Origin of the sequence: Rathayibacter sp. AY1G1 (genome assembly GCF_002932095.1) — a bacterium.
Lineage (GTDB): Bacteria > Actinomycetota > Actinomycetes > Actinomycetales > Microbacteriaceae > Rathayibacter.
The window spans coordinates 1-25,854 of the sequence record NZ_PSUZ01000029.1; the positions used below are offsets into that span (position 1 = coordinate 1).

Sequence of the window (25,854 nt, forward strand, 5' to 3'; positions counted from 1 at the left end):
AGGGCGAGGACGTCGTGGCCGGGCCGAGCCCGGAGCAGCTGCGCCTGGGCCCTGGAGCCGCCGACCAGCTCGGAGAGCCGCCGTCGCCCCGCAGGCGCCCTCCGAGAGCACCTCTCCCGACACCGAGGACGCCCCCACCGGAAGCTGACACCCGACCACTCGCCCCACCCGCCCCGCTCGCGGCGGGAACGCCGACGGCCCGGAGGACACTGTCCCCCGGGCCGTCGGCGTCCGTCAGCGCGCGTCGCGGCGGCGGCGCGTGACTCCGAGCGCGAGCGCTCCACCGGCGAGCAGGGCGAGAGCCGCCGCGGCGGTCCAGCCCGTCTCGACGCCGGTGCTCGCGAGTCCCGAGCCGGTCCGCGGAGGAACGGCGCCGGCCGGAGCGGGAGCCGGCGCGCGGGTCGGCTCGGCCGAGGGGTGCGCGGTCGGCGCCGTGGTCGGCTCACCCGTCGGCGCCACCGTCGGCTCGACGGTCGGCCCAACAGTCGGTCCCGGCGTCGGTACCGTCCCCGTCCCGAACACGGACGCCGCGGAGCCGAGCGATGCGAGCACCGTCTCGCCGTTCGCGTCGTCCACGCCGTCGTTGTCGGTCACCGCGAACACCTCGCCGGAGCCGGTGATCCCGAGGCCCTCGAGCTTCTCCTGGGTCCAGCCGTTCCCGGCCTGCAGCGCGGGCAGCACGTCGACCGCGAGGGTCTTCTCGAGCATCGGCAGCGTCTCGCCGACCGCCGCGCCGGCCTCCGTCGGCAGCGGCACCGTGTACACGGCCTTCAGCGCGGCGTCCGGCCCGTTGAGCTTGTCGCGCTCGATCACCGCGAGCGTGCCCGCGGGGGTCAGCGTGATCTCCGAGAGCCCGTTCCAGTCGCCGTCCGCCCCGGAGACGGCCTCCAGCGGGTAGCCGAAGAAGCTCCAGCTGTCGGCGGCGACGTCGTAGCGCCCGATCCGGACCACTCCGTCGGCGTCGATCGAGGCCTCGCGCTGCAGCGCCGTCCAGACGATCTCACCGGCGGCGCCGTCCTCGACGGTCACTCCCTCGAAGCCCTGCTTGCCCAGCGCGGAGGCGAGCTCCGCGGGCAGGGCGATCCGCTCGGTCACCGCGGCGTCGGCGTCGAGCCGCAGGAGTGCGTTGCCGTCGCCTGTCCCGCCCTCCGTCACGGCCCAGAAGCCGCCGTCGACGCGGGCGGCGATCCCCTCCAGATCCAGAGCGGCGGGCTCGCCGCCCTCGGTCACCGTGAGCGTCGTGTCGAGCAGCGCCGGCGAGACGGAGGTGTCGATCGAGTGGAGGGTGCTCGGCGCGTAGGCGCTGTCGCTCACCGCGTACAGGCGGTCGGGCGCCGCCGGATCGGTCGAGAGGCCCGAGAGCGCGCCCCAGGGCAGCGGCGATCCGTCGACGTCGGCCGACAGCACGGTCGGGAACGCGGGGGCGGAGGCGCCGAGCGCGTAGAGCTGCACGCTCGCGCGGACGGCGGCCTCGGCGTCGTCGGTCTCGCTCGAGACGACCAGCAGGTCGCGCTCGGGCAGGGCGAGCAGCCCCTCCGGACCCGGGGTCGACGGCAGCGCCTGCACGAAGCGCGGCGCGGTCGGCTCCGACACGTCGTAGACGGCCACGAAGTTGGCCCGCTCGGCGCCGACGAACACGTAGGGGACGCCGTCGAAGGTTGCCGAGAGCAGGCCCTCGGGCTCGGAGCCCTTCGCGTCGGAGCGCTTGTCCGGGTAGAGCCCGAGGCGCACCGCGAGGTGGTCGAACGAGTTCCCGGCGTCCCACTGCACGGCCCCGGTCGCGGCGTCGAGGATCGACCAGCCGCGCGTGCCGCCCTTCCAGTCGCCCTCGTTCGCGATCGCGACGTGGTCGTCGCCGACCCAGCCGATCGCGTCGGGCTCGCGCGGGACGTCGGTGATCGAGCCGGTCAGCGAGATCGAGTCGTCGTCGAGCGTGTCGATGCCGCTGACGGAGGCGGTGCCCGCGGTGTACGAGGAAGTGACGGAGCGGGTGGCCAGGTCGACGATCGCGACGGCGTTGTTCTCCTGCAGCGTCACGGCGACGGCAGTGTCGGCCGGGTTGATCGAGACGTACTCGGGCTCCGGGTCCGACGGGGTGTCGAGGCCGGCGAGACCGGTGAGGTCGACGTGCTCCGGCACCCAGGCGGAGGGGTCGCCCGCGAGGTCCATCACCACGAGCTCCCCGGCGGGCGCCTGCGGGAGGTCGCCCTCCTCGCCGCCCTCGGGGGCGAGGTCCTCGTCGCGCTGGTTCTCGATCGCGATGACCGCGGTCGAGCCGTCGGTGGTGACGTCGATGGAGTCGGGCTGGCCGCCGAGCTCGATGCTCGCGACGGGCGCGAGGTCGTCGGCGTGCAGCACGCTGACGTGGCCGGAGGGGTTCGCGAAGTCGCCGTCGCTCGTGTCGACCACCGCGAGGACGTACTCGCCGGTCGCGTAGACCGAGGTCGGCTCGCCGCCCACGCCGACGCCGCCGAGCGGCTCGGGGGAGTCGGGGTCCGAGATGTCGAGGACGTCGATGCGCTGCCCGGCGGAGTCCGTCGAGTAGACCAGGCGGCCGTCGGGCGACGCGCTCGAGATCTCGGCGACGGCGGAGTCGGCGGACGGGTCGGCCGCGTTGAGGTAGGCCGGCACCGTCGCGATGCGGGTGAAGAAGGAGTCGCCCGCGGCGGAGGCGGGCAGGACCGCGGCTCCGAGGGTGCAGCCGGCGAGGGTGACGGTGAGGGCGAGGGCGGCGGTGCGGGTGCGGGTGTGACGAGAGGACACGGGTCTCCTGAGCGGCTTCGAAGGAACCCGCCCACGCTGGCCGCCCCCGGTGAACGCCCCGCCGCCCGCAGGTGTCCGCCCGGCGAACGCGCGGTGGCGGAGCCGCGACCGGGCGGGGGTCTCGAGACGCCGGCACGGACGCCTCGAGATCCGCCGGGCGGCGTGGTCAGCGCGCGAGGCCCTCCGCGGCCGAGCCCCAGGAGCCGAGGGCCGCGCGCACGCGCTCGTCGCGCGCGAGCGTCAGCGCCTCCGCGTACCCCTCCTCCAGCACGTCGTCGAGCCGCACCCGCGCACCCGTCTCGGAGGAGCGGACCGCCGCCTCCACCATCGCGAGGCTCCGCACGTTCGAGTGCACCTCGCCCGAGGGCACCGCCCCCGAGCCCAGCACCCGCACGAACTCCGCGAGCGAGCCCGCGATCTCCTCGGGCACGGGCTCGAGCGTGGCGGTCCGCACCGCCTCCGACTCGCGCGACTGCCACTCCGGAGCGCCGTCGCCGTCCCAGTGCGCGGTGCCGCCGGCCCCGTTCACGCGCCAGTCGCCGTTCCACGAGGTCTCGAGGCCGTCGGCGCACCAGCTGCCGGTGTAGCTGAAGCGCACTCCGCCGGCGAACTCGAACACGGCGCTCGCCGCGGCTCCGTCGGCGTACCAGCTCCAGCCCGGGTTGTACTCCTCGCAGTAGACCGCGACCGGGTCGCTGTCGAGCAGGTACCGCGCCGCGTCGAAGGCGTGGATCGCCATGTCGACCAGGAGCACGTGGTCCATCTCGTCGCGGAAGCCGCCGAAGCGGGGCGCCTTCGCGAAGTGCACGGAGGCGGTGCCCAGCTGCCCGAGCCCGGCGATCTGCTCGCGGAAGGCGGTGATCGCCGCGTAGTAGCGGCGCGACTGGCTGGTCATCAGGAGCCGGCCCGAGGCCTCGGCCGTCGCCGCGAGCACCAGCGCCTCGGCGATGGTCGGCGCGATCGGCTTCTCGGAGAGCACGGGCAGCCCGGCGAACAGTGCCTCCGAGCTGACGGGCAGGTGCGCCCGCGGCACGGTCACGTTGACCACGGCGTCGGCGCCGGAGCGCGCGGCGACCTCGGCGACGGAGGTGCCGACCGCGACCGGGCCGACCCCCTCCTCCTCCGCGGCAGCCGTGGCGAGGTCGACGTCGAGGTCGACCAGGCCGACGAGCTCGGCGTCCGGGGAGTCGCGGATGGTGCGGATCCAGGCGCGGCCCATCGCGCCGGCGCCGACCTGGACGAGGCGGACCGTCATCGGACGAGCGCTCCCTCGTAGTCCTGGCCGTTGTGGAAGTCCTCGGTCTCGTAGCGCTGCAGCACCGGGAGGCGGCGCTCGGGGCGCGAGGAGCGCACCCACTCGACGCCGTTCGCGATCACGCGGCGCACCTCGGCCTGGTGGTAGACGGGGTAGTCCTGGTCGCCGGGGGAGAAGAAGAAGATGCGCCCGTGGCCGCGCTTCCAGGTCATGCCGGAGCGGAAGACCTCGCCGCCCGAGAAGGTCGAGAGGAACACGAGCTCGTCGGGCGCCGGCACGTCGAAGAACTCGCCGTACATCTCCTGCTGCGGGATCAGGAAGGGGTGCGGGATCCCCTGGGCGATGGGGTGCGTGGGGTCGACGGTCCAGACCAGCTCGCGGTCCTGCTCCGAGCGCCAGCGCAGCGTGCAGGTGGTGCCCATGAGCTTGCCGAAGATCTTCGACCAGTGGCCGGAGTGCAGGACGACGAGGCCCATGCCCGAGAGGACGTGGCGCTGGACGCGCTCGACGATCTCGTCGGAGACGTCGCCGTGGGCCATGTGGCCCCACCAGACGAGCACGTCGGTGGCGTCGAGGACGTCCTCGGTGAGGCCGTGCTCGGGCTCGTCGAGCGTGGTGGTGGAGACGGTGGCGCGCTCGCCGAGGTTCTCGCGGATGCCGTCGGCGATCGTGCTGTGCATGCCGTCGGGGTAGATCGCGCGGACCTTCTCCTCGATCTGCTCATGGCGGTTCTCGCCCCAGACGAGGACGCGGACGGGGGAGGAGGGTGTGGTCACGGTGTTCCTTCTTCGACGGTGGAGACGGTGCGGCGGTGGGCGGCCCGACACGGGGTTAACCGCTTTACCGGCCGCGTCTCCTAGGATGCGGGAGACGTCCGCCCCGCGTCAACCACGGCCGGGCGGCGCGAGCGGAGGAGGCGCGGTGGCCACGATGAGGGATGTCGCGCGCCTCGCGGGGGTCTCGATCGCGACGGTCTCGTTCGTGGTCAACGACACCAAGCCCGTCTCGCCCGAGACCCGCGAGCGGGTGCGGGCGGCGATGCACGAGCTCGGCTTCCGGCCGCACGCCCTGGCCCGCGCCCTCGCGCGGCGCCGCTCGGGGATCGTCGCGGTCGTCTATCCGCTCGTGTCGAGCCGGCCGCTCAACACCGCCACCTCGTTCCTGCTCGGAGCCGCCGAGGCCGCGGCGGAGCAGGACCACTCGATCGTCCTGTGGCCGACGGTCGGCGGCTCCGACCGCCTCGCCGACCTGCGCGCCGACGGCCTGATCGACGGCGTCGTGCTGATGCAGGTCACCAGCGAGGACGAGCGCGTGCCGGTCCTGCGGGACTCCGGCACGCCCTTCGCCCTCATCGGGCGCACCCGCGACCCGTCCGCCCTCGACTGGGTCGACATCGACTTCGAGGGGATGGTCGAGGAGGCGCTCGGCCGGCTCGCCGGCCTGGGGCACGCGCGGGTGGCGCTCGTGCTCGGCCCGGACCGCGACGCCGCGGCCGACTTCGGCCCCTACGCGCGCACCCAGGAGGCGTTCGCGCTCGCCTGCGCGGCCCGCGGCGTCGAGGGCGTGCTGCTGCGCTGCGAGGAGTCGCCCGCCGGTGGCCGCACCCTCGCCCGCTCGTTCGACCCCGCCTCCGCGACCGCCGTGGTGATCGTCAACGGGGGCGCCGCCGTCGGGTTCGCGCACGAGGTGCGGCACCGCGGGCTGCGCGTGCCCGAGGACCTCTCGATCGTCCTGCTCGCCTCCGACCCCGACGTCGCCGACCTGGCCGACCCGGCGCTCGACCTGCTCGTCGCGCCCGGCCGCGAGCTCGGCCGCCGCGGAGTGGAGGCGCTGCTCGCCCGCCTCGCCGACCCGGCGGCGCCGCTCCTCCAGGAGCGCATCGGCGGCCCGTGGCGCCCCGGCGGCTCTGTCGCCCCTCCGCGCTGACGGCCGGCGCCCCGGGAAGCCCCGGGAGCGCGCGCTACGGCACGATCGAGTCGATGTAGCCGCCGTCGACGCGCACGGCGGCGCCCGTGGTGGCCGAGGCGAGCGGGGAGGCGAGGTACGCCACCATGTGGGCGATCTCCTCCGGCTCGATGAGGCGCTTCAGCAGCGACTGCGGCCGGTGCAGGCGCATGAACTCGCGCTGCGCCTCCTCCCACGGCAGCTCGCGGTCGACCAGCTCGTAGACGAAGTCCTCGACGCCGCCCGTATGGGTCGGCCCGGCGAGCACGCTGTTCACCGTCACCCCGGTGCCGGCGGCGGCCTTGGCGAAGCCTCGCGAGACGCCCAGCAGCGCGGTCTTCGACACTCCGTAGTGGATCATCTCGGCGGGCGTGACGACGGCGGAGTCGCTGCCGATGTAGAGGACGCGGCCCCACTCGCGCTCCATCATCCCGGGGAGGTAGGCGCGGGTGAGGCGCACGCCGGTGAGCACGTTGACCTCGAAGTAGCGGCGCCACTCGGCGTCGTCGATGGAGAGCGCATCGGCGGAGCCGAAGATCCCGAGGTTGTTGACGAGCACGTCCACCTCCGAGGCCGCGCGCAGGAGGGAGGCCGTGCCCTTCTCCGTCGACACGTCGGCCGCGACTCCGCGCACCCGCGCCTCCGGCACCGCCGCGCCGACGGCCTCGATCGCCCGGCGGATCGACCGCTCGGAGCGGGCGTTCACGATCACCTCGGCGCCCGCCTCCGCGAGCGTCGTCGCGATGGCCAGCCCGATGCCCTGCCCCGACCCCGTGACGAGGGCCGTGCGCCCGGTGAGATCCAACCCGATCATGCTGCTCCGCTCCGCTCCGCGCCGCCGCCCGCCGGCCGCGCTCGGGGTCGAGCATGCCACCGAGCCCTGACATCCGGCCCGCTTCCGGCTGAGGACGCCCGCGGGTCGCCGCGGCATCGCTCGGAACGGCGGAGACCGTTGCCAACCGGACACTCGTGCGTTACGGTCTAATCAATCGGCAATACGTATTACCCGCGGGTAGTAGGCCGATGACCCAGACTGTCGACGAGGACGAGGCGGACGCGTGACCCCGATGCAAGCAGATGTCGCCGTGATCGGCGGCGGCCTCGGAGGAGTGGCGGCGGCGATCGCCCTCGCCCGCAACGGCCTCTCGGTCGTGCTGACCGAGCAGTACCCGTGGCTGGGCGGCCAGCTCACCTCGCAGGGCGTCCCGCCGGACGAGCACACCTGGGTCGAGCAGTTCGGCGTCACCGCCGACTACCGGCGCCTCCGGGACGGCATCCGCGGCTACTACCGCCGCAACTACCCCCTCACCGCCGAGGCGATGCGCGACGACCGCCTGAACCCCGGCCGCGGACTCGTGAGCCGGCTCTGCGCCGAGCCCCGCGTCGCCGTCGCCGTGCTCGACGAGATGCTCGCCCCCTACCGCTCGAGCGGAGCGATCCGCGTCGTCACCGGCGTCGTCCCCTTCGCCGTCGACGGCGGCCCGGGCCGGATCGAGCGCGTCCTGCTGCGCGACGCGGTCTCGGGCGAGGAGCTCGCCGTCTCCGGACGGTACGTGGTCGACGCGACCGAGACGGGGGAGCTGCTCCCCCTCGCGGAGGTCGACTACGTCACGGGGTCCGAGTCGCGCGACGAGCACGGCGAGCCCAGCGCTCCCGCCGTCGCCGACCCGATGAACGTGCAGGCCGTCACCTGGTGCTTCGGCTTCGACAGCGCGGACGGCGACCACACCATCGAGCGCCCGGCCGACTACGACTACTGGCACGAGTACGAGGTGCCGTTCTGGGGCGGGAAGCTCCTCTCCTTCACCGCGCCGAACCCGAGGACGCTGCGCCCCGAGACCCGCACGATGCACGTCAACGCCGTGGGCGACACCCGCACCGCCGACCAGCGCGCGCAGGGCGGGGACACCGACCTCTGGATGTTCCGCCGGATCCTCGCGACCGAGACCCTCCGGCCGGGCGCGCTCGACAGCGACATCGTGCTCGCGAACTGGCCGATGCTCGACTACCTCGACAGCTCGATCCTCGACGTTCCGGAGCCGGAGAAGCACCTCGCCGGCGCCCGCGCGCTCTCGCTGTCGTACTTCTACTGGCTCCAGACCGAGGCGCCCCGGCCCGACGGCGGCCGCGGCTGGCCCGGGCTCCGGCTCCGCGGCGACGTGATGGGCACCGCCGACGGCCTCGCGCAGGCCCCCTACATCCGCGAGTCCCGCCGGATCCGCGCGCTCACCACCGTGCGCGAGCAGGACGTCTCCGTCGCCGCCCGCGGGACGGGGAGCCCTGCGCGCTTCGACGACTCCGTCGGCGTGGGCATGTACCGGATCGACCTGCACCCGACCACCGGAGGCGACAACTACCTCGACGTGGAGTGCTCGCCGTTCGAGATCCCGCTCGGCGCCCTCGTGCCGCGCACCCCGACGAACCTGCTGCCCGGGGGCAAGAACATCGGGACGACGCACATCACCAACGGCGCGTACCGCCTCCACCCCGTGGAGTGGAACATCGGCGAGGCCGTCGGCGAGCTGGCGGCCCTCGCCCTCGCCGAGGACCTGTCGCCCCACGAGATCGCCGCCGACCCCGCCCTCGTCGCCCGCCTGCAGGCGAGGCTCGAGTCGCGCGGCGTAGAGACCCACTGGCCCGACGTCGTCGGGTACTGACCGGGAACACCGAGAAGACCATTGGAGAAAGAGAGACGATGAGACCAGCGAAGAAGCTGATGGCCTCGCTCGCCGCAGTCGGAGTGATCGCCGCCCTCTCGGGCTGCGGCGCCGCCGGCGGCGGGGACGACTCAGCACCCGTCGCTCTGAGGATGTCCGTCTGGACCTCCGACGAGAAGCAGCTCGCCCTGTTCGACTCGATGGCCGACGAGTACATCGCCGACCACCCCGAGATCGAGTCCGTGACCTTCGAGTCCCTCCCGTTCGCGGACTACAACTCGACCCTGACCACGCAGGCCGCGGGCGGCAACGCCCCCGACCTCGCCTGGGTCGGCGACATCGCGAAGGACCTGATCGACGCCGGAGCGCTCGCTCCGCTGACCGAGACCTTCGAGGGGACCGAGGGCTACGAGTACGACGACATCCTGCCCAGCGTGGCGCAGTCGTTCAGCCAGGACGGCGAGCTCTACGCGTACCCGTTCTCCAACTCGCCGTTCGCGCTGTACGTGAACCAGGACCTCATCGCGCAGGCCGGGCAGACCGTCGACCCCGCGACGCTCAGCTGGGAGGACGTCGACCGCATCGGCGCGGCCGTCAACGAGTCGACCGGCAAGGCCGGCTACATCATCCGCGACTTCGACTTCTCGGGCTGGCTGAGCCTCGCGAACCTCTGGGCGGGCTGGGGAGCCCAGCCGTGGAGCGACGACGGGACCCAGTGCACGATGGACTCGCCCGAGATGGTGGAGGCGTTCCAGTTCTTCCACGACTCGGTCTACGTCAGCGGCGCGACCCCCGGACCCGGCGTGACGGCGGACTTCTTCGCCGGCGACGCCGCGTTCACGACCGCGCAGGTCTCGCGCGCGAGCCTGCTCGACGGCTCGTTCCCGTTCGAGATCTACCCGCTGCCCGTCGGCCCCGCCGGCGAGTACGGCAACATCGGCCAGGCCGGCATGGCCGCGCTCGCAGGCGGCGACCACGTGGAGGAGGCGACCGGCTTCCTCTCGTTCATGACCAACCCGGAGAACTCCGCCAAGCTCGCGCAGTTCTTCCCGCCGCCCCGCGAGTCGCTGCTGTCCGGTGAGGAGCTGGCGAAGGTCAACACGCGCCTCAGCGCCGAGCAGCTCGACCGCGTCGTGGTCGACGAGCTCGCCGACGTGTCCGCCACCCCTCCGGTGACGAGCCCCGCCGAGATCACCTCGGTCGGCAAGACGGCGCTGGACCGCATGTGGTCGGCCGATGCCGACGTCGCCGAGGTGCTCGGAGGCGTCTGCGACGCCATCGCGCCCGTCCTCCAGGGGAAGTGATCCCGTGACCGCGACCTCGACGGACAGCCGCCGATCCGCTCCCGCCGGCGCCTACTGGAACCTCCGGCGCCGCGACGCGCTCGCCGGCTGGCTCTTCATCGCGCCCCAGCTGCTCGGTGTGATCGTGTTCGTGCTGCTGCCCGTCGGGCTCGCGGTCTGGTTCAGCCTCAACGAGTGGAACGTCTTCACCGGCTCCATGACCTTCGTGGGCGGCGAGAACTACGAGCGGGCGATCAACGACCCGAGCATCGGCGCGGTGCTCGGCACGACCGCGGTCTTCTCCGGGGGAGTGGTCGTCCTGAACCTCGCCCTCGGGCTGGGCCTGGCCGTGCTGCTCAACCGGAGGATCCCGGGCGGCGCCCTGTTCCGCACGCTCTTCTTCTCGCCCGTCGTCATCTCGGTGGTCGCCTGGACCCTCGTCTGGGGCTTCCTCCTCCAGGACAACGGCGCGATCAACGGCCTGCTCTCGCTGGTCGGCCTCGACGGGCCGAACTGGCTCCAGGAGGGACCCACCGCGATGGCGAGCGTCATCGTCACGCAGGTCATCCGCAGCGTCGGCGTCAACATGGTGCTCTTCCTCGCCGCGCTGCAGGGAGTGCCGGGCGACCTCTACGAGGCAGCCCGGCTGGACGGCGCGAGCCCCCGCGCGATCTTCTTCCGGATCACGCTCCCTCTCATCTCGCCCACCCTGCTCCTCACCGCCATCCTCACGATCGTCGGCTCGCTGCAGGCGTTCGCGCAGGTCGCCGTCCTGACCGAGGGCGGGCCGGAGCTGTCGACGACAGTGCTCGTCTACTACGTGTTCCAACAGGCCTTCGAGTTCAGCGACATCGGCTACGGCGCGACGCTCTCGCTGATGCTGCTCCTCTTCGTCCTGATCCTCACGGTCGTGCAGTGGCAGCTGCGCAGGAAATGGGTCTTCTATGAGAACTGACGCCGTCGTCGAGCAGGGAACCCCGCTCACGCCACGCCTCGAAGCCGTCCCGGAGCCGCCCGTCAAGCGCCGCCGCGGCCGCAGCCCGCTCATGACCGCCCTGCTCGTCGTGACGCTGATCCTGCTCGTGCTGCCGTTCGCGGTGCCGACGTTCTGGATGATCGCCTCGTCGTTCAAGCCGGTGAACGAGATCTTCTCGAACCCGCCGACCCTGCTGCCGGACTCGCCGAGCCTGGCGGGCTACGCCGAGGCGTTCCGGTTCCAGCCGTTCGCGCTCCAGTACTGGAACAGCCTCTACATCGCGGTCACGGTCACCGTGGTGACGCTGCTGGTCTCGAGCCTGGCCGGCTACGCCTTCGCCCGGATCCCGTTCCCGGGACGCAACGCGGTGTTCCTCGTCGTCCTGACCGGCCTGCTGGTGCCGACGGAGGTGACGATCATCCCGCTGTTCCAGATCTTCCGGCAGCTCGGCTTCATCGACACCCACGTGCCGCTGCTGCTGGTGCCGATGGTCGGAGCGCCGGCGGTGCTGGGCACGTTCATCATGCGGCAGTACTTCATCGCGATGCCCGGCGAGCTCGAGGAGGCCGCGCGCCTGGACGGCCTCGGCCGCTTCGGGATCTGGCGGCGCATCTTCCTGCCGCTGTCCAAGCCCGCGCTGTCGGCCGTCGCGATCCTGACCTTCCTCGGGTCCTGGAACATGTACCTCGAGCCGACGGTCTACCTGACCTCACCCGAGCTCTTCACCCTGCCCCAGGCGCTCACCCGCTTCACCGACGCCTACGGCGGGGAGATGTGGGACGTGCAGCTCGCCGCGGCGACGATGACGGTCGTGCCCGTGCTGGCCGTGTTCCTCCTCGCTCAGCGGCAGTTCGTGGAAGGGCTCGCGCACTCCGGTCTGAAAGGCTGACCCGGTGTTCACGGATCGCCCCCTCGCCGCACTCCGCGAGTTCCGTGCGGAGGTCGCGGAGCCCGACGACTTCGACGCCTTCTGGCGGGCCACCCTCGCGCTCGGGCGGGAGGGCGGCCCCGGCGTCAGCGCCGCGCCGGTCGACGCGGGCCTCCCGCTGGTGCGGGTGCGGGACGTGCGGTTCCCCGGCTTCGCGGGCGAGCCGATCGCCGCCTGGCTGGTGACCCCCGCGGTCGACCCGGGCGCCCCGCTCCCCGTGGTGATCGAGTACCCCGGGTACGGCAGCGGACGGGGCCGTCCGATCGAGCACCTCTGGATCGCCGCCGCCGGGTACGCGCACCTGGTCGTCGACGCGCGAGGCCAGGGAGCCGGCCGCCTCGCCCGCTCCGGAGCCACCCCCGACCCCCACGGCAGCGGACCCGCGTACCCCGGGGTCACGACCCGCGGCATCGAGTCGCCCGAGACGTATTACTACCGGCGCCTCATCGCGGACGCGGCGCTCGCCGTCGACGCCGTGGAGGCGCTCCCCGGGCTGGACCCGGACCGCGTGTCGGTCTTCGGCGGCAGCCAGGGCGGAGCGCTCGCGACCGCCGCGGCGGCGCTGCGCCCCCGGGTGCGCGCGGCGATCGCCCTGGTGCCCTTCCTCTCCGACGTCCTCCGCGCCACGACCGTCACGAACGAGGCGCCCTACGTGGAGATCGCCCGCTACCTGGCGACCCGCCCCGAGGACCTCGACGCCGTCGAGCGGACCCTCTCCTACGTCGACGGCGTCCACTTCTCGCGGCGCCTGCGCTGCCGGGTGCACCGCTCGGTCGGCCTGATGGACCCGATCTGCCCGCCCTCGACGGTCTTCGCCTCCCACAACGTCTCCGGCGGCGAGACGTCGATCGACGTGTGGCCGTACAGCGGGCACGAGGGCGGCGGGGTCGGCGACCGCGAGCGGGCGCTGGAGGTGCTGCGGGAGGTCCTCGGGTGACCGCGCGGGCGTGACCCCGCGTCTCAGGACGCCGGCGCCTCCTCCATCCCGAGCCGCATCGCCAGGTCCATGGCGCGCAGGCGGGCCGGCGAGACGTCGTAGGGCAGGCTCCGGACGATCTCGCCGGCGCTCCGGGCGCGGGAGCCCTGCGCGGGATCGGGGGCCGGCGCGGGGTCCTCGGGCGGGTGCGCCTCGTCCCACGCGTCGAAGATCGCCTCGTCCTCCTCGAGCTGACCGGACTCCTCGACGACGCGCATCAGCCGGGCCTCGAAGGCGTGCCGCTCCTGCGCCACCTGCTCCACCCGGGGGTCGTCCTCGGCGACCGTGTCGTCGAGGGCCTCCTCGGCGGCGTCGACGCGGTCGGCCTCCGCCCGCAGCGCCGGATCGGCGGCGAGGACGACGAAGCGGCCGGCCTGGGAGACGGCGCCCAGCGGGCCGAACATCCGCTCGGTGACCAGCAGGGTGTCGAGGTCGGCCTGGCGCAGCGAGCCCTCGGGTGCGCCCTCGAGGCGGCGCGAGACGATGTCGTCGAGCAGCCCCAGCCGGCCGCCGAGGGTCCGCATGCGCCGGACCGAGGCCCGCTTCCGCTGCAGCTCCTCCACCTGCGCGGCGAGCGCGTCCTCCAGCCGCGCGAGGACGCCCGCGACCTCGTCCTCGCGGTCGGCGCTGTCCTCGGCGCCGGCCGGGGCTGCGACGGCGAAGGCGTCCCGGATGTCCTCGAGTGCGACCCCGGCGTCGGCCAGGCGGCGGATCCAGAGCAGCCGGATGATGTCGTCGTAGCCGTAGCGCCTGCGGCCGTCGCCGCCCCGCTCGCGCTCGGGGAGCAGGCCGAGCCGGTGGTAGTGGCGGATCGCCCGCGGAGTGACGCCGGCGAACGCGGCGGCGTCGCCGATCTGCACCTGGCGGGGCGGGGCGGGGAACGACTGCATGGGGGACCTCTCCGATCGGGACCTTGTGCATCGAGCAGACCACATGACGCAGGGGCAGGAGCAAGCCGGCCCGGCCTGCTCCCGCCCCTCGTCCCCTCGCGCTCAGCGCGCCAGGCGCACCGTCGCGATCTCGAACGGACGCAGCTCGAGGCGCACGTCGGCCGACTCCGCCTCGACGGAGCTCTCGATGCGGACCTGCTCGGTCGGGCGCTCCATCAGGTCGGTGCGGGTGACCGCCCGGACGGCGAAAGCGGCGCGGAGGGTCGCTGCGGCGCGGCGGCCGAGCGACTCGTAGAGCCGCACGATCACGTCGCCGCTCCCGTCGTCCGCCGCCTTCACGGCCTCGACGATCACCGAGGGGTCGTCGATCGACACCAGGGGAGCCACGGGCGCGGCGCCGGTGAGCCTGCGGACCGGGGTGTTCAGCGCGTAGCCGGCCTCGACGGCGTCGGGCAGCTCGGCGCCGACCACGAGCGAGACGGCGAGGCGGTGGCGGCCCTGGTCGGCGTCCGGGTCGGGGAACAGCGGCGCGCGCAGGAGCGAGAGCCGGACCGTGGTCGTCGGGGTGCCGGCCGCGGCGCGGTCGCGGGTGATGTCGTGCCCGTAGGTGGAGTCGTTGACGACCGCGACGCCGAAGCCCGGCTCGCCGACGTGCACCCAGCGGTGCGCGACGGTCTCGAAGCGGGCGGCGTCCCACGTCGTGTTCACGTGGGTCGGGCGGTGCACGTGGCCGAACTGGATCTCGGACGTCGCCCGGTCCGAGAGCAGGTCGAGCGGGAAGGCGAGCTTGAGCAGCTTGCGGCGCTCGTGCCAGTCGATGTCGAGGTCGAGGTCGACGGCCGCCCGGCCGATCTGCAGCGAGACGGTCTGCACGACCGTGGAGCCGCCGAACGAGCGGGTGATCACGACCGCCGGCACCTCGCGGCCGAGCGGGTCGCTCACGGTGCCGGCGCGGACCGAGTCGACGCCGACGAGGTCCTCCACCGTGCGGCGGTAGTTGTCGTCGAGGTCCCAGGCGTCCCACTTGTTCGGGGTGTCGCGGTGGAGCTGGAGGAGCCCCGCGGCGGCGCCGGCGGGCACGACCTCCCGGCCGCTCGCGAGGTCCACGACCGACTCGAGGAGCCCGGAGGCGCCGATCCGCACCCGGACGAGCCCGTTGTCGAGGACGTGGGCGTCGCCGTCGGAGCGGAGCGTCGGGGCCGAGTGCTCCGCGGCGGGGTCGGCCGCGGCCGCGCCGAGCGCCGGCACGCCCCCGACGGGGAAGGGGGAGGAGTTCACCAGCAGCTCCGCGGAGCCCTCGCCGGCGAGGGCCCGGACTGCCTCGGCGATCATCTCCTCGATCCGCTGCGCGATGCGGGCGTAGTTCTCCTCCGCCTCGCGGTGCACCCAGGCGATGGAGGTGCCGGGCAGGATGTCGTGGAACTGCTGCAGGAGGACCGTCCGCCACATCTCGCGCAGCTCGTCGGCCGGGTACGGGACCCCGGCGCGGACGAGGGCCGTGGTCGCCCACAGCTCGATCTCGCGGAGCAGGTGCTCGCTGCGGCGGTTGCCCTGCTTGGTGCGCGCCTGCGACGTGTAGGTGCCGCGGTGGAACTCGAGGTAGAGCTCGCCCGACCAGGTGGGCGCGTCCGGGTACTCGGCCTGCGCCTCCTCGAAGAAGCGGCGGGGCGTGGACAGCTCGACGGTCGGCGAGCCCTCGAGGCTGCGCGTGCGGCGGGCGGCCGCGATCATCTCGCGGTTGGGGCCTCCTCCGCCGTCGCCGTAGCCGAAGGGCACGAGCGACATGGTGCCGCTGCCCTTCTCGGCGTACTGGCGCTCGGCGCGGGCGAGGTCCTCGCCGGAGAGGTCGGAGTTGTAGAGGTCGACGGGCGGGAAGTGCGTGAACACGCGGGTGCCGTCGATGCCCTCCCACCAGAAGGTGTGGTGGGGCATCGTGTTGGTCTCGTTCCACGAGATCTTCTGCGTGAGGAACCAGCGCCCGCCCGCTCCGGCGATGATCTGCGGCAGCGCGGCGGAGTAGCCGAAGGAGTCCGGGAGCCAGACCTCCTCGGTGTCGATCCCGAACTCGTCGAGGAAGAAGCGCTTGCCCTCGAGCAGCTGGCGCACGAGCGCCTCGCCGCCGGGCATGTTCGTGTCCGACTCGACCCACATCCCGCCGACCGGCACGAAGCGGCCCGCGAGCACGTGGCCGCGGACGCGCTCGAACAGCTCCGGGTGGTCGCGCTTCAGCCACGCGTACTGCTGCGCGGAGGAGGCGGCGAAGACGAAGCCCTCCTCGCGCTCGATCAGGTCGCAGACGTTCGAGAAGGTGCGGGCCACCTTGCGGGCGGTCTCGCGGGCGGGCCAGAGCCAGGCGGAGTCGATGTGGGCGTGGCCGACGGCGTGCAGGTGGTGCGCGCTGGCCGAGGCGGGCCGCTCGAGGACGGTCCGCAGCGCCTCCCGGCCGGCGGCGGCGGTGCCGGACACGTCGTCCGGATCGAGGACGTCGACGGCGCGGTCGAGGGCGCGCACGATCTCGGCGCGGCGCTGGGAGGACTCGGGCAGCTGCCCGATCAGCCCGACGAGCACGGCCATGTCCTGCTCCAGCTCCCAGACCTCCCGGTCGAGCAGTCCGAGCTCGAGACGGCGGAGGCGGTAGAGCGGGTCGGACGGCAGGGCGCCGTCGGCGGGGCGGCCGCCGAGCGCCGTGGGGGTGAAGGACCAGTCGCCGGTGATGTTCGGGTTGGCGGCGGCCTCGATGTAGAGCTCGACCGTGCGGTCGCCCGCCTCGCGGCCGGGCAGCCGGTCGAGCGGGACCGACTGGTTGAACGGCTCGACGGCCTTCACGACCGTGCCGATCGCGGTGAAGACGAGCCCCTCCGCCTCGAAGCCGGACTGGGCGCCGGTGTAGCCGAGGTCGACGACGAGCTCGGGCTCGCAGCCGTCGACGCCGACCCAGGAGGCGGGGATCTCGCCGCGCACGTGGAACCACACGGTGCCCCAGGGGGCGCCCCACGGCTCCCCGATGCGGGCGGGCGCGTAGGACGCGGCCCGCGCCTGGTCGAAGGGGACCGGCTCGCCCGGAGCGGTCCACGACTCGATCCCGAGCGGCTCGACCGCCCGGTGGATCGCCGGCCGGAGGCTCTCGGCGCGGAAGCGGGCGATGCGGGCTTCGATGCGGGTGCTGTCGTCATGCATGCGTTCTGGTGCTCGTTCCGTGTGCAGTGGGGGAGGGCGGCGGCGCGGAGGGCGCCGCCGCCCGGGGTCAGGAGGCGATGACGACGCGGTGCCCGTCGGGGAAGACGGCCACCTTCCGCCAGGTGTCGCCGGAGCGCTCCCAGCCCTCGTTGACCTGCCCGGCCGGAGGGGTCGGGATGGTCTCGGGGGCGCGGGCGACCGTGGTGTAGCCGGCCGCGCGCTCCACCCGGCCGCGGCCGAGCTCGAACGAGGTCAGGCGTCCGTCGTCGACGATCAGCGAGCCCTCGTCCACTCCCGCGGCGCCGCGCTCGATGAACGGGTTCACGAGGCGCGTCTGCGAGGAGTCGCTGCCCAGCACGATCGCCTTCTGCTGCGGGAAGCGGCCGAGGCTGAGCCCGTAGAAGCCGCCGAGGACGGTGAGGTTGCGCACCTCGAAGTCCGCTCCGCCGTTCGTCAGGCCGACGCCGAGGCAGTTCGCGCCCGAGGTCGGGAAGAAGTTCGGGTTCACGATCATGTGGCTCGTGCCGGCCTCGATCAGCACCTCCCAGCCGTCGCGGGAGCCCTCCGAGCGGAAGTTGATCAGGGTCAGGCCGGAGTTGACCGAGCGCCGGTTCTCGTTGCGGATCGACCGGAGGCCGACCGTGCCGCCGATGGCCTGGCAGTCGAGCAGCGTCATGTTCGTCGGCGCGAGGAGGAAGCCGCCGAGGCCGGGGCTGATCGCCTCGACGTTGGTCATCGAGCCGCCGATGGAGGCCTTGCCCGAGTCCTCCACGCCCCAGCCCGCGGGGGCGACGATCTTGATCTTGTTCCAGGAGTTGGCGTACGAGTACTCGTCGTCGACGCCCGACACGAAGGTGGCGCGCTCGCGGAAGATGCCCGACTTGCCGGTCTTCTGGATCCACAGGTTGCGGAACTCGCAGTTGACCAGCGAGCGCAGCGACATCCCGTGGCCGCCGGAGGGCGTGCCCGTCATCTCGAAGTCGGCGAGGACGACGCCGGTGGCCTTGTTGTTGTTGGCGGGACCGGCCGCGTCGCCGGTCTGGCCGGAGACGGTGAAGATGTCGCGGGTCGAGCCCTCGATCTGGACGATCCTCGTCTGGCGCATGCCGGCGCCGACGATCTTCGGCCCGGCGTAGCCGTAGGGCGGCCCGTTCTCGGGCTGCACCGGGTAGCCGCGGTAGTCGACCGCGAGGCCCGTCACCCGGATCTCGCCGGCGGGCAGCGACACCTCGCCGCCCGGAGCGGTCATCGCCTTGTCGATGGCCGCCTGCACCGCGCGGGTGTTGTCGGCGCCGGCGCGGTCGTCCCAGCGGAACTCCTTGTCGAGCGGTGAGATCGGCCCCTCGGTGACGCTCAGGCGCTTCTTCTGCCCGGGAGCGTCGGCCGGGGGCGCGGCGGCGGCCGGAGTGGCGGCGCCGACGGCCCCTGCCGCGCCGGCGAGGGCGGCGGCGCCCCCGGCGAGGAAGAGGCGGCGCGAGTTGTCGGGCCTGCGCTGCGGATCGTGCTCGGGCTGCTGATCGGGCTTGTGCTGCCGATCGGGCCTCGGGGAGGCCGTGGTCTGGTTGTCTGGGTCTGCGGGATTCATCATCGTCGACGTTCCGCCCTCTCTCGCCCCGGATGGGCGTACGGCGATCCTTCGTCATCGGTAGCCTGAGGTCAAGACGTAATACCTATTACCAGGATGAAGCGGGGGTGTCCGGGTGCCGCGGATCACGCAGAAGGACATCGCGCGTCTCGCGGGAGTCAGCCAGACGACGGTGTCGTTCGTGCTCAACGACAAGGGCGAGCAGCTCGCCCGGGTCCCGGAGGCGACGCGGGCGCGGATCCTCAAGGCGATCCAGGAGACGGGGTACGTCGCCGACCCCATCGCGCGCCGCCTCAAGCAGGTCGGCACCGGCATGATCGGCGTCTACACCTACGAGAGCCTGTTCCCGCTCGACCGCGAGGACTTCTTCCATCCGTTCCTCGCCGGCATCGAGGAGGAGGCGCAGAACCGCGACATCGACCTCCTCCTGCTGACCAGCGGCCGTGTCGGCGGCCGCCGCGGCGGCCTCAGCGGCGGCACCACCCGGCTGCGCCTGGCCGACTCCTGCATCCTCCTCGGGCAGCGCATGCCCCGTGAGGAGCTCGAGTTCCTCAACGCGAGCGGCTTCTCCTTCGTCAGCGTCGGCCGCCGCGACGACGCCGGCGGGCCCGTGCCCTACGTGGCCGCCGACTACGCGTCGATCGTCCGCGAGCTGATCTCCTGCGCGCGCGCCCTCGGCCACACCCGCTTCGCCTACGCCGGCCACGGCGAGGGCGTCGAGTCGTACACCGACCGCATGGCCGGCGCGCGGGCCGAGCTCGGCGACGGCTTCCTCCACCTCGTGCCGGGGCCGGAGGCGTCGCCGCGGGAGTGGATCCGCCGGATCGCCGCCGAGGGCGTCACGGTCGTCCTCGCCGAGCAGGAGGAGCAGTTCGTCCTCCTGCAGGAGGCCGCCGAGGCCGAGGGGGTGGCCGTGCCGGGCGACCTGTCGCTGGTGTCGCTCTCCGGATCGGCCGACCGCACCGGCTGGCAGGCCGGCTTCGAGCTGCCCCGGCGCGACATGGGCCGCCGCGCCGTGCAGATCCTGATCGAGGGCGACCCCGCGCGACGGGAGCAGCAGCTCCTCCGCTGCACGCTCGTCGACGGCGCCTCCCTGGCCGCGGCCCCGGCCTGACCGCTCAGTCTGACCGGCCGGGCTCAGCCCGAGTGGTGGCGCCCGATCGGCAGCACCAGCGGCGTCCGCGAGACCGGGTCCTCGATCACGCGCGACTCCATCCCGAACACCGCGCGCACCGTCTCCGGCGTCACCACCTCGGCGGGCGTGCCCGAGGCGTACAGGGCTCCGTCGCGCACGGCGACGAGGTGGTCGGCGTAGCGGGCGGCGAGGTTGAGGTCGTGCAGCACGATCACGATGGTCGTCCCGCGCGAGCGGTTGAGGTCGGTGAGCAGGTCGAGCACCTCGACCTGGTGCGACACGTCGAGGTAGGTCGTCGGCTCGTCCAGGAGGAGCACGTCGGTCCGCTGGGCGAGGGCCATCGCGATCCACACCCGCTGGCGCTGCCCGCCCGAGAGCTCGTCCACGGGGCGGTCGGCGAGCTCGAGCGTGCCGGTGTCGCGCAGCGCCTCCTCGACGATCGCGTCGTCGTCCGATCCGGAGCCGCGGCCGAAGAGGCCCCGGTGCGGGTAGCGGCCCCGGGCGACCAGGTCCGAGACGGCGATCCCCTCCGGGGCGATCGGGGTCTGCGGCAGCAGCCCCACCTGCTGCGCGACCTGGCGCGTCGGGAGCCGGTGGATCGCGCGCCCGTCGAGCAGGACGCTCCCCGAGCGCGGGGTGATCAGCCGCGCCATCGCGCGCAGGAGCGTCGACTTGCCGCAGGCGTTCGCGCCGACGATCACCGTGATCCGGCCGGGCGGCACGGCGAGCGAGAGCCCGTCGACCACCACGCGCTCGTCGTAGGCGAGGGTGACCGCGTCGGCGGCGAGAGTGGGCGGGGCGTCGGTCACAGGGAGCCTCCGGAGCGGTTGCGGCGGGCGAGGAGCCAGAGCAGGAAGGGCGCGCCGAGGGCGCCGGTGACGACGCCGACCGGGAAGCGCGCGCCCGAGAACAGCGCGCCGACGACGTACTGGGCGAGCAGGTCGGCGGCGAGCACCACGACCGCGCCGACCAAGGCGGAGGGGATCAGCAGCGTGCGCGCGCTCGGCAGGATCCGCCGCGCGATCGGCCCCGAGACGAAGGCGACGAACGCGATCGGGCCGGTGGCGGCGGTCGCGACGGCCACGAGGCCGACTCCGACCGCGAGCAGGGCCAGCCGGCTGCGCCGCACGTCGAGCCCGAGCGCGGTCGCCGACTCGTCGCCGAGCTGCAGCACGCCGAGCCGGCCCGAGAGCAGCAGCGCCAGCGGCACCAGCACGAGCATCGTCAGCGCGAGCGGCGGGACGGAGGGCCAGGCGGCCGAGTTGAGGCTGCCGGTCAGCCAGCGCAGCGACTCCTGGACGTCCTCGAAGTCGGCGCGGGTCTGCACGTAGGCGATCACGCTCTGGAACATCGCCGCGACGCCGATGCCGATGAGGATCAGCCGCGCCCCGATCACTCCGCCGCCCTCGGCCAGCCCGGCGATGATCAGGGCCGTCGCGAGCCCAGCCGCGACCGCGATCACCGAGACCGCGCCGCCCGAGAGCCCGAAGAACGCGATCGCGACGACGGCCGCCGCGCTCGCCCCCGACGTGATGCCGATGATGTCGGGGCTGGCGAGGGCGTTGCGCAGCATCGTCTGGAAGATCACGCCGCCCATCCCGAAGCCCACGCCCACCAGGACGGCCGTGATGGTGCGCGGCAGCCGCAGCGTGCCCACGGTGAAGGAGGCGCCCGGCACGGTCTTGCCGAGGACCACGCGGACGACCTCCGGCACCGAGTAGACCGTGCTGCCGACCGTGAGCGAGACGACGACGAGCGCCAGCACGAGCACCGCGAGGACCGCGCAGCCGATGACCGTGCGCCGACGGCGCAGCGTGCGGCCGGCCGCGATGCCGACCGCGGCGGGCGCCTCCGCGGTCCTCACAGCGCCCGCACCTTCGAGCGGCGCACGATCGCGATGAGCACCGGGGCGCCGATCAGCGCGGTCACGATGCCCACCTCGACGTCGCTCGGCCGGGCGACCACGCGGCCGACCACGTCGGCGACGAGCAGCAGCAGGGCGCCGAGCAGAGCGGAGGAGGGCAGCAGCCAGGCGTGCGCGGGGCCGGTGACGCGGCGGGCGAGGTGCGGGACGACCAGGCCGATGAATCCGATCGGTCCGGCGATCGCGGTCGCGGCGCCGCAGAGCAGCACGGCCGCGAGCCCCGCGACCAGGCGGATGCGCCCCACGCGCCGGCCGAGGCCGGTCGCCAGGTCGTCGCCGAGCGCCAGGGCGTCGAGCCCTCGCGCGCTGGAGAGGGCCAGCACCGCGCCGACCGCGAGGAACGGGAGGACCTGCAGGATGCTCGCGGTCTCGGCGCCGCCGACTCCGCCGACCTGCCAGAAGCGGAAGCGGTTCAGCGTGGTCTCCTGGGTGAGCAGGACCGCGCTGATGAGGGAGGTGAGCGCGGCGGCGGTGGCGGCTCCGGCGAGGGCGAGCTTCAGCGGAGTGGCGCCCTCGCGGCCGAGCGACGCGACCGCGTAGACGAACGCCCCGGCGGCGGCGGCTCCGAGGAACGCGAGCCAGATGAACTGCGGCAGGCTCGTCGCGCCGACCCCGGCGATCCCGAGCACGACCGCGAGCGAGGCGCCCGAGTTGAGGCCGAGGATGCCCGGATCGGCGAGCGGGTTGCGGGTCAGGCCCTGCATCACGGCTCCGGCGAGCCCGAGCGCGGCGCCGACCAGGATCGCGAGGACCGTCCGCGGCACCCGCCCCTGCACCGCCGCGTCGACGATGGACGCCGGATCGGGCGAGGTCAGCGCCGGCCAGACCTCGCCGAGCGGGATCTCGCGGGAGCCGTACACGAGCGAGAGGACCGAGGCGACGGCCAGCGCGACGAGGGCGACCGCCAGCGCGGTCGCCCTCGTCTTCCGGGTGGGTGCGGTGCGGGTCACGACACCTTGTCGGCGGCCGCGGCGAGGCCGGCGGTGTACTCGTCGAGCACCCACGGGATGCTGAGCAGGTTCGGCGACGAGGTGGCCATGGCGGCGGAGGAGCCGTCCTCGAGCACGTAGACGGAGCCCCGCTCGACGGCCGGGATCTTGGAGAGCAGCGGGTCGGCCTGCAGTGCGGCGAGGGTCGTGTCGTCGCCGTAGACGACGAGCACGTCGGCGTCGAGCTGGTCGGCGTTCTCGGAGCTGATCGTGCCGCTGAACGCCTCCGAGTCGCCGGAGAGCTCGGCGACGCTCGGGGCGACGTCGAGTCCGAGGTCCTCGACGAACTTCACGCGCGCGTCGTTCGGCGTGTAGTAGGTGAAGGTGCTCGCGTCGGTCGGGTCGTACCAGCCGTACATGAACGTGGTGCCCGCGAGCTGCGGGTAGGACGCGGTGGTCTGCGTGATGTCGCTCTCGATCTCGCCGACCTTCGCGACGGCCTCGTCCTCGAGGCCCAGCGCGGCGCCGTCGAGCTTCGCGGAGTCCTGCCAGGTCGTGCCCCAGGGCAGGCCCGGGTAGGCGACGGTGGGGGCGATCTGGCTGAGGGTGTCGTAGTCCTGCCGGGTGATGCCGGAGTAGGCCGAGAGGATCACGGTCGGGCTGAGGTCCGAGATCGCCTCGAAGGGCACGCCGTCGGTCTCGTCGAACAGGGTCGGGGTCTCGGCGCCGGAGGCGTCGAGCGCTTCCTTCGTCCACACCAGCAGGCCGTCGCCGTCCTCGTCGCCGTAGGAGGCGCGGGTGAAGCCGACCGGGGTCACACCCAGCGCGAGCGCCACGTCCTGGTTGGTCCAGCTCGTCGCGACGACGCGGTCGGCCGACTCGACGGTGGTGCTGCCGAAGGCGTGGTCGACGGTGACGGGGAAGCCCTCGCTGCTCTCGGCGGCGCTGCTCTCGGACGTGCCCTCGGAGCCGGCGTCGGCTCCTCCCGAGCAGGCGGTGAGCAGCAGCGCGGCGAGGCCGAGCGAGGCGACGGCGGTCAGGCGGAGGGGGGTGCGAGTGGCGGGCACGGCGATCCTTCGAAGGGGGTGGTGTGGGTTGCGAAGGTTAACCTAACCTAACCGCCTGGACGGGGCCAGTGGCCGAGGGGATCAGCGGACGGGTCGCGCCTCCGCCGCCGCGTCCATCCGTCGCCCGCGGCCCGTGCCCGCCGCGGGGACGGGCCGCTGCTGACGGATCGATCGCGGGTGCGGCCCAGCGGGAGCATCGTTAGCGTGGAGGTCCGCGCCGATCGCCGGCGCCGAGGGGAGCCCCATGGATCAGACCGTCGAGATCGACGCCCGGGCGGAGGCCCTGCGCGCCGACCCCGAGAGCTTCGCCGCGATGGACGCGCTCTGGCGCAGCGTCTACGCCCTGCCGATGTGGTGCTTCATCGCGCGGGGGCCGGACGACGCGCCCACCCCCTTCGTCGGCGGCCTGGAGTCGGGGCCGATGGTCTTCGCCTTCACCACGGGGGAGCGCGCCCGCGCCGGGGCGCTGCACGCCGGCCTCTCCGACGAGGACGCGTCGCGCGTGCTGAAGGTGCCGATGCCGGCCGCGCTCGAGTGGATCGCGGCGATGGGATCCTCCGGAGTCGCGGGAGTGGTCTTCGACCTGCCCCGCTTCGGGTACTTCGCGCCCCTCCAGAATCTGCTGCCGATGCGCGACTTCATGGCGGCGAACCCGCCGGCCTGAGCCCCGCCCCGTCGAGACCAGCGGATCCGCCGATACCAGCTGATCCGCCGGTTGTCGCCGCCCCGAACTGGTCACTGGACGACACCCGAGGATGGTGGGCCGGAGGCGCGCCCGTCCTCCGAGGACGAGGCCGGGAGACGCCGATGGGGAAGCTGCACTACGACGGATCGGTCGAGATCGACGTCGAGGACCGGGTGCTCGCCCACCTGCAGATCGTCCTCACCGCGAAGCTGCGCCGGGGGGAGTCGTGCCTGCTCACCTGGCGCGACGAGAACGGGATGAGCGACGGCCGCAGCGCGATCTGGCTGCACCCCTCGCACACGCTCCGCTACACCTACGCCGGCGGCCGCATGCCCCGCATCAACCCCGCCTGGATCTCGGCGCTCACCGATCTCGCGAACTCCGCCGGCGGCCTCCGCTTCGTCCCCGAGCCGCCGGAGCCCGTGCATCCCCCCGGCGGGAGCCCTCGCCGGTGACCGGCGGCCGGCCCCGTGCCCGGCCTCGGGCTCAGCAGCCGGAGTCGGCGGCGTCCGCGTCGAGCGCCGCCGCGGTGCCGAGCGCGATCAGCGACTGATCCGTCGCGATCGCGACCCTCGGGAAGCCGAGCGCTCGCAGCAGCCCGGCGCGCTCGCGGTCGCCCGCGTAGGCCCCGGCGCCCTTGCCCGCGCGCCGGGCCGCCGCGGCGATCCTCGGCAGCGGGTCGTCCGGTCCGTCCGCGGCGAGCAGGTCGGACAGGTCCCGTCCGAGGCCGATCGCGAGGTCGAACGGGCCGACGAAGACTCCGCTCACGCCCGGCACCGCGAGAATCCGATCGACGGCGTCGAGGCCGGCCTGCGTCTCGATCATGACCCAGAGCGCGGTGCGCGCCTCGGCGGCCGACGGGGGAGCGGCGCCCCAGAGATCGGACATCGGCCCCCAGCTGCGGCGACCGAGCGGCGGGTAGTGCGCGGCGCGGACGGCCGCGAGCGCCTCCTCGACCGTCTCGATCATCGGGACGACGACGACGTCCGCTCCGGCGTCGAGCGCCCTGCCGATCAGCGCGTCGGAGAGCCCGGCGACCCGGACGCCGACGGGCGGCCTCCCGCTCACGACGCCGAGCGCGCGAAGGGAGGCGAGGACCGCGGCGTCGTCGAACGCGCCGTGCTGCGCGTCCAGGCACAGCCACGCGGGCCCGCCGCGAGCGATCTGCGCGACCGTCAGCGGCTCCCCAAGCCGGCACCACACCCCGTCGGCCCGACCGTCTCCGAGAACCCGTTCCGCATCCACGGGTCCGATCCTCGCGCACGGAGCGCCGCCTAGGCGAGGACCGCCAGCGCCGTCGACAGGATCCCGAGGACGACGCCCGCCGCGAGCAGGATCAGGCCGGTCAGGCGCAGCGCCCGCACCGCGTCGCTCCACCGGTGCAGGCGGATGCGGTGCGGATCCTCCTCGCGGTAGTGCACCTCCCGCTGGTCCGACCGCGTCGGCGTCAGCGGGTCCCCGGCGGACAGCGGACGCGATCGCACCTCGCCGGCCCGGGTCACCCAGTGCAGCGCGAGGGGCGGACCCTCCTCGAGGTAGGCGGTCGTCGTCAGCCAGCGTCCGTCGATCAGCGCCGCGACGAACGCGGCGAGCAGGAACAGCACGCCGAGGGGGAGGGTGACAAGCGAGAGGGCCTCGGAGATCGTGTCCAGCATGCAGCGTCCCTCCGACCGGATCCGG

Annotated in this window: 22 protein-coding genes; 9 read left to right on the forward strand and 13 right to left on the reverse strand. The window is 73.6% G+C overall.

Annotated features, from left to right (window positions below; genetic code table 11):
* Positions 1-234: 234 nt before the first annotated feature.
* The 3 genes from C5C36_RS14645 to C5C36_RS14655 all read right to left on the reverse strand — a co-directional run bounded on the left by C5C36_RS14645 (position 235) and on the right by C5C36_RS14655 (position 4,794).
* On the reverse strand, positions 235-2,763 hold the full coding sequence (locus tag C5C36_RS14645; RefSeq protein WP_104309972.1) for an esterase-like activity of phytase family protein: 2,529 nt from the start codon (positions 2,761-2,763) through the stop codon (positions 235-237).
* A gap of 166 nt (positions 2,764-2,929) precedes the next feature.
* The gene (locus C5C36_RS14650; protein WP_104267971.1) at positions 2,930-4,018 is read right to left on the reverse strand and encodes a Gfo/Idh/MocA family protein; all 1,089 of its coding nucleotides are present in this window, start codon (positions 4,016-4,018) and stop codon (positions 2,930-2,932) included.
* Positions 4,015-4,794 carry a ThuA domain-containing protein gene (locus C5C36_RS14655; protein WP_104261591.1) on the reverse strand — a complete coding sequence of 260 codons (780 nt, stop codon included), beginning with the start codon at positions 4,792-4,794 and terminating at the stop codon, positions 4,015-4,017. Before C5C36_RS14655 ends, C5C36_RS14650 begins: the two co-directional genes overlap by 4 nt.
* Positions 4,795-4,948: 154 nt before the next feature.
* On the opposite strand from C5C36_RS14655, the gene C5C36_RS14660 reads away from it, so the two are divergent.
* A complete protein-coding gene (locus C5C36_RS14660) occupies positions 4,949-5,944 on the forward strand; it encodes a LacI family DNA-binding transcriptional regulator (RefSeq protein WP_258063691.1) in 996 nt (331 codons plus the stop codon).
* 34 nt (positions 5,945-5,978) lie between these two features.
* Here the strand turns inward: C5C36_RS14660 and C5C36_RS14665 are convergent, their stop codons facing one another.
* Positions 5,979-6,773 carry an SDR family NAD(P)-dependent oxidoreductase gene (locus C5C36_RS14665; RefSeq protein WP_104309981.1) on the reverse strand — a complete coding sequence of 265 codons (795 nt, stop codon included), beginning with the start codon at positions 6,771-6,773 and terminating at the stop codon, positions 5,979-5,981.
* Between the two features lie 256 nt (positions 6,774-7,029).
* Here C5C36_RS14665 and C5C36_RS14670 point away from each other — a divergent pair, with 256 nt between their 5' ends.
* The 5 genes from C5C36_RS14670 to C5C36_RS14690 are packed head-to-tail and all read left to right on the forward strand — an operon-like array spanning position 7,030 to position 12,743.
* Positions 7,030-8,619: an FAD-dependent oxidoreductase gene (locus tag C5C36_RS14670; protein ID WP_104234052.1), complete on the forward strand. Its 1,590-nt coding sequence runs from the start codon at positions 7,030-7,032 to the stop codon at positions 8,617-8,619.
* A 38-nt stretch (positions 8,620-8,657) separates the two neighbouring features.
* The gene (locus tag C5C36_RS14675) at positions 8,658-9,923 is read left to right on the forward strand and encodes a sugar ABC transporter substrate-binding protein (RefSeq protein WP_104224315.1); all 1,266 of its coding nucleotides are present in this window, start codon (positions 8,658-8,660) and stop codon (positions 9,921-9,923) included.
* Between the two features lie 4 nt (positions 9,924-9,927).
* The gene (locus tag C5C36_RS14680; protein ID WP_104234014.1) at positions 9,928-10,857 is read left to right on the forward strand and encodes a carbohydrate ABC transporter permease; all 930 of its coding nucleotides are present in this window, start codon (positions 9,928-9,930) and stop codon (positions 10,855-10,857) included.
* Positions 10,847-11,767, forward strand: coding sequence for a carbohydrate ABC transporter permease (locus C5C36_RS14685; RefSeq protein ID WP_244229554.1), 921 nt, complete (start codon positions 10,847-10,849; stop codon positions 11,765-11,767). The genes C5C36_RS14680 and C5C36_RS14685 overlap by 11 nt, the downstream gene beginning before the upstream one ends.
* Positions 11,768-11,771: 4 nt before the next feature.
* Positions 11,772-12,743 carry an acetylxylan esterase gene (locus C5C36_RS14690; protein WP_104309974.1) on the forward strand — a complete coding sequence of 324 codons (972 nt, stop codon included), beginning with the start codon at positions 11,772-11,774 and terminating at the stop codon, positions 12,741-12,743.
* Between the two features lie 23 nt (positions 12,744-12,766).
* On the opposite strand, the gene C5C36_RS14695 is transcribed toward C5C36_RS14690, so the two are convergent.
* The 3 genes from C5C36_RS14695 to C5C36_RS14705 form a co-directional block, all read right to left on the reverse strand.
* Entirely contained in the window at positions 12,767-13,672 is a 906-nt protein-coding gene (locus C5C36_RS14695; RefSeq protein ID WP_219814904.1) for a MerR family transcriptional regulator, read from the reverse strand.
* A 102-nt stretch (positions 13,673-13,774) separates the two neighbouring features.
* Positions 13,775-16,849: a glycoside hydrolase family 38 C-terminal domain-containing protein gene (locus C5C36_RS14700; RefSeq protein ID WP_104309976.1), complete on the reverse strand. Its 3,075-nt coding sequence runs from the start codon at positions 16,847-16,849 to the stop codon at positions 13,775-13,777.
* A 67-nt stretch (positions 16,850-16,916) separates the two neighbouring features.
* Complete coding sequence (locus tag C5C36_RS14705) at positions 16,917-18,437, reverse strand: hypothetical protein (RefSeq protein ID WP_104234018.1); 1,521 nt, start codon at positions 18,435-18,437, stop codon at positions 16,917-16,919.
* Between the two features lie 112 nt (positions 18,438-18,549).
* Here C5C36_RS14705 and C5C36_RS14710 point away from each other — a divergent pair, with 112 nt between their 5' ends.
* Positions 18,550-19,548, forward strand: coding sequence for a LacI family DNA-binding transcriptional regulator (locus tag C5C36_RS14710; protein ID WP_104309977.1), 999 nt, complete (start codon positions 18,550-18,552; stop codon positions 19,546-19,548).
* A gap of 23 nt (positions 19,549-19,571) precedes the next feature.
* On the opposite strand, the gene C5C36_RS14715 is transcribed toward C5C36_RS14710, so the two are convergent.
* The 4 genes from C5C36_RS14715 to C5C36_RS14730 are packed head-to-tail and all read right to left on the reverse strand — an operon-like array spanning position 19,572 to position 23,489.
* Positions 19,572-20,378 (reverse strand): ABC transporter ATP-binding protein, encoded by an 807-nt coding sequence (locus C5C36_RS14715; RefSeq protein WP_104224308.1) that lies wholly within the window; start codon positions 20,376-20,378, stop codon positions 19,572-19,574.
* Entirely contained in the window at positions 20,375-21,433 is a 1,059-nt protein-coding gene (locus tag C5C36_RS14720) for an iron chelate uptake ABC transporter family permease subunit (protein ID WP_104263294.1), read from the reverse strand. The genes C5C36_RS14715 and C5C36_RS14720 overlap by 4 nt, the downstream gene beginning before the upstream one ends.
* Positions 21,430-22,443, reverse strand: coding sequence for an iron ABC transporter permease (locus C5C36_RS14725; RefSeq protein WP_104224306.1), 1,014 nt, complete (start codon positions 22,441-22,443; stop codon positions 21,430-21,432). The genes C5C36_RS14720 and C5C36_RS14725 overlap by 4 nt, the downstream gene beginning before the upstream one ends.
* On the reverse strand, positions 22,440-23,489 hold the full coding sequence (locus C5C36_RS14730) for an iron-siderophore ABC transporter substrate-binding protein (protein ID WP_181027213.1): 1,050 nt from the start codon (positions 23,487-23,489) through the stop codon (positions 22,440-22,442). The genes C5C36_RS14725 and C5C36_RS14730 overlap by 4 nt, the downstream gene beginning before the upstream one ends.
* A gap of 244 nt (positions 23,490-23,733) precedes the next feature.
* Between C5C36_RS14730 and C5C36_RS14735 the strand changes: the two genes are divergently transcribed.
* Together C5C36_RS14735 and C5C36_RS14740 are read left to right on the forward strand one after the other, a co-directional pair.
* Positions 23,734-24,153 (forward strand): hypothetical protein, encoded by a 420-nt coding sequence (locus C5C36_RS14735; RefSeq protein ID WP_104224305.1) that lies wholly within the window; start codon positions 23,734-23,736, stop codon positions 24,151-24,153.
* Positions 24,154-24,296: 143 nt separating this feature from the next.
* A complete protein-coding gene (locus C5C36_RS14740; RefSeq protein ID WP_104263292.1) occupies positions 24,297-24,629 on the forward strand; it encodes an ATP-dependent DNA ligase in 333 nt (110 codons plus the stop codon).
* Positions 24,630-24,660: 31 nt separating this feature from the next.
* Here the strand turns inward: C5C36_RS14740 and C5C36_RS17730 are convergent, their stop codons facing one another.
* Positions 24,661-25,419 (reverse strand): HpcH/HpaI aldolase/citrate lyase family protein, encoded by a 759-nt coding sequence (locus C5C36_RS17730; protein WP_181133833.1) that lies wholly within the window; start codon positions 25,417-25,419, stop codon positions 24,661-24,663.
* A gap of 29 nt (positions 25,420-25,448) precedes the next feature.
* On the reverse strand, positions 25,449-25,829 hold the full coding sequence (locus tag C5C36_RS17735) for a hypothetical protein (RefSeq protein ID WP_181074600.1): 381 nt from the start codon (positions 25,827-25,829) through the stop codon (positions 25,449-25,451).
* Positions 25,830-25,854: the final 25 nt, after the last annotated feature.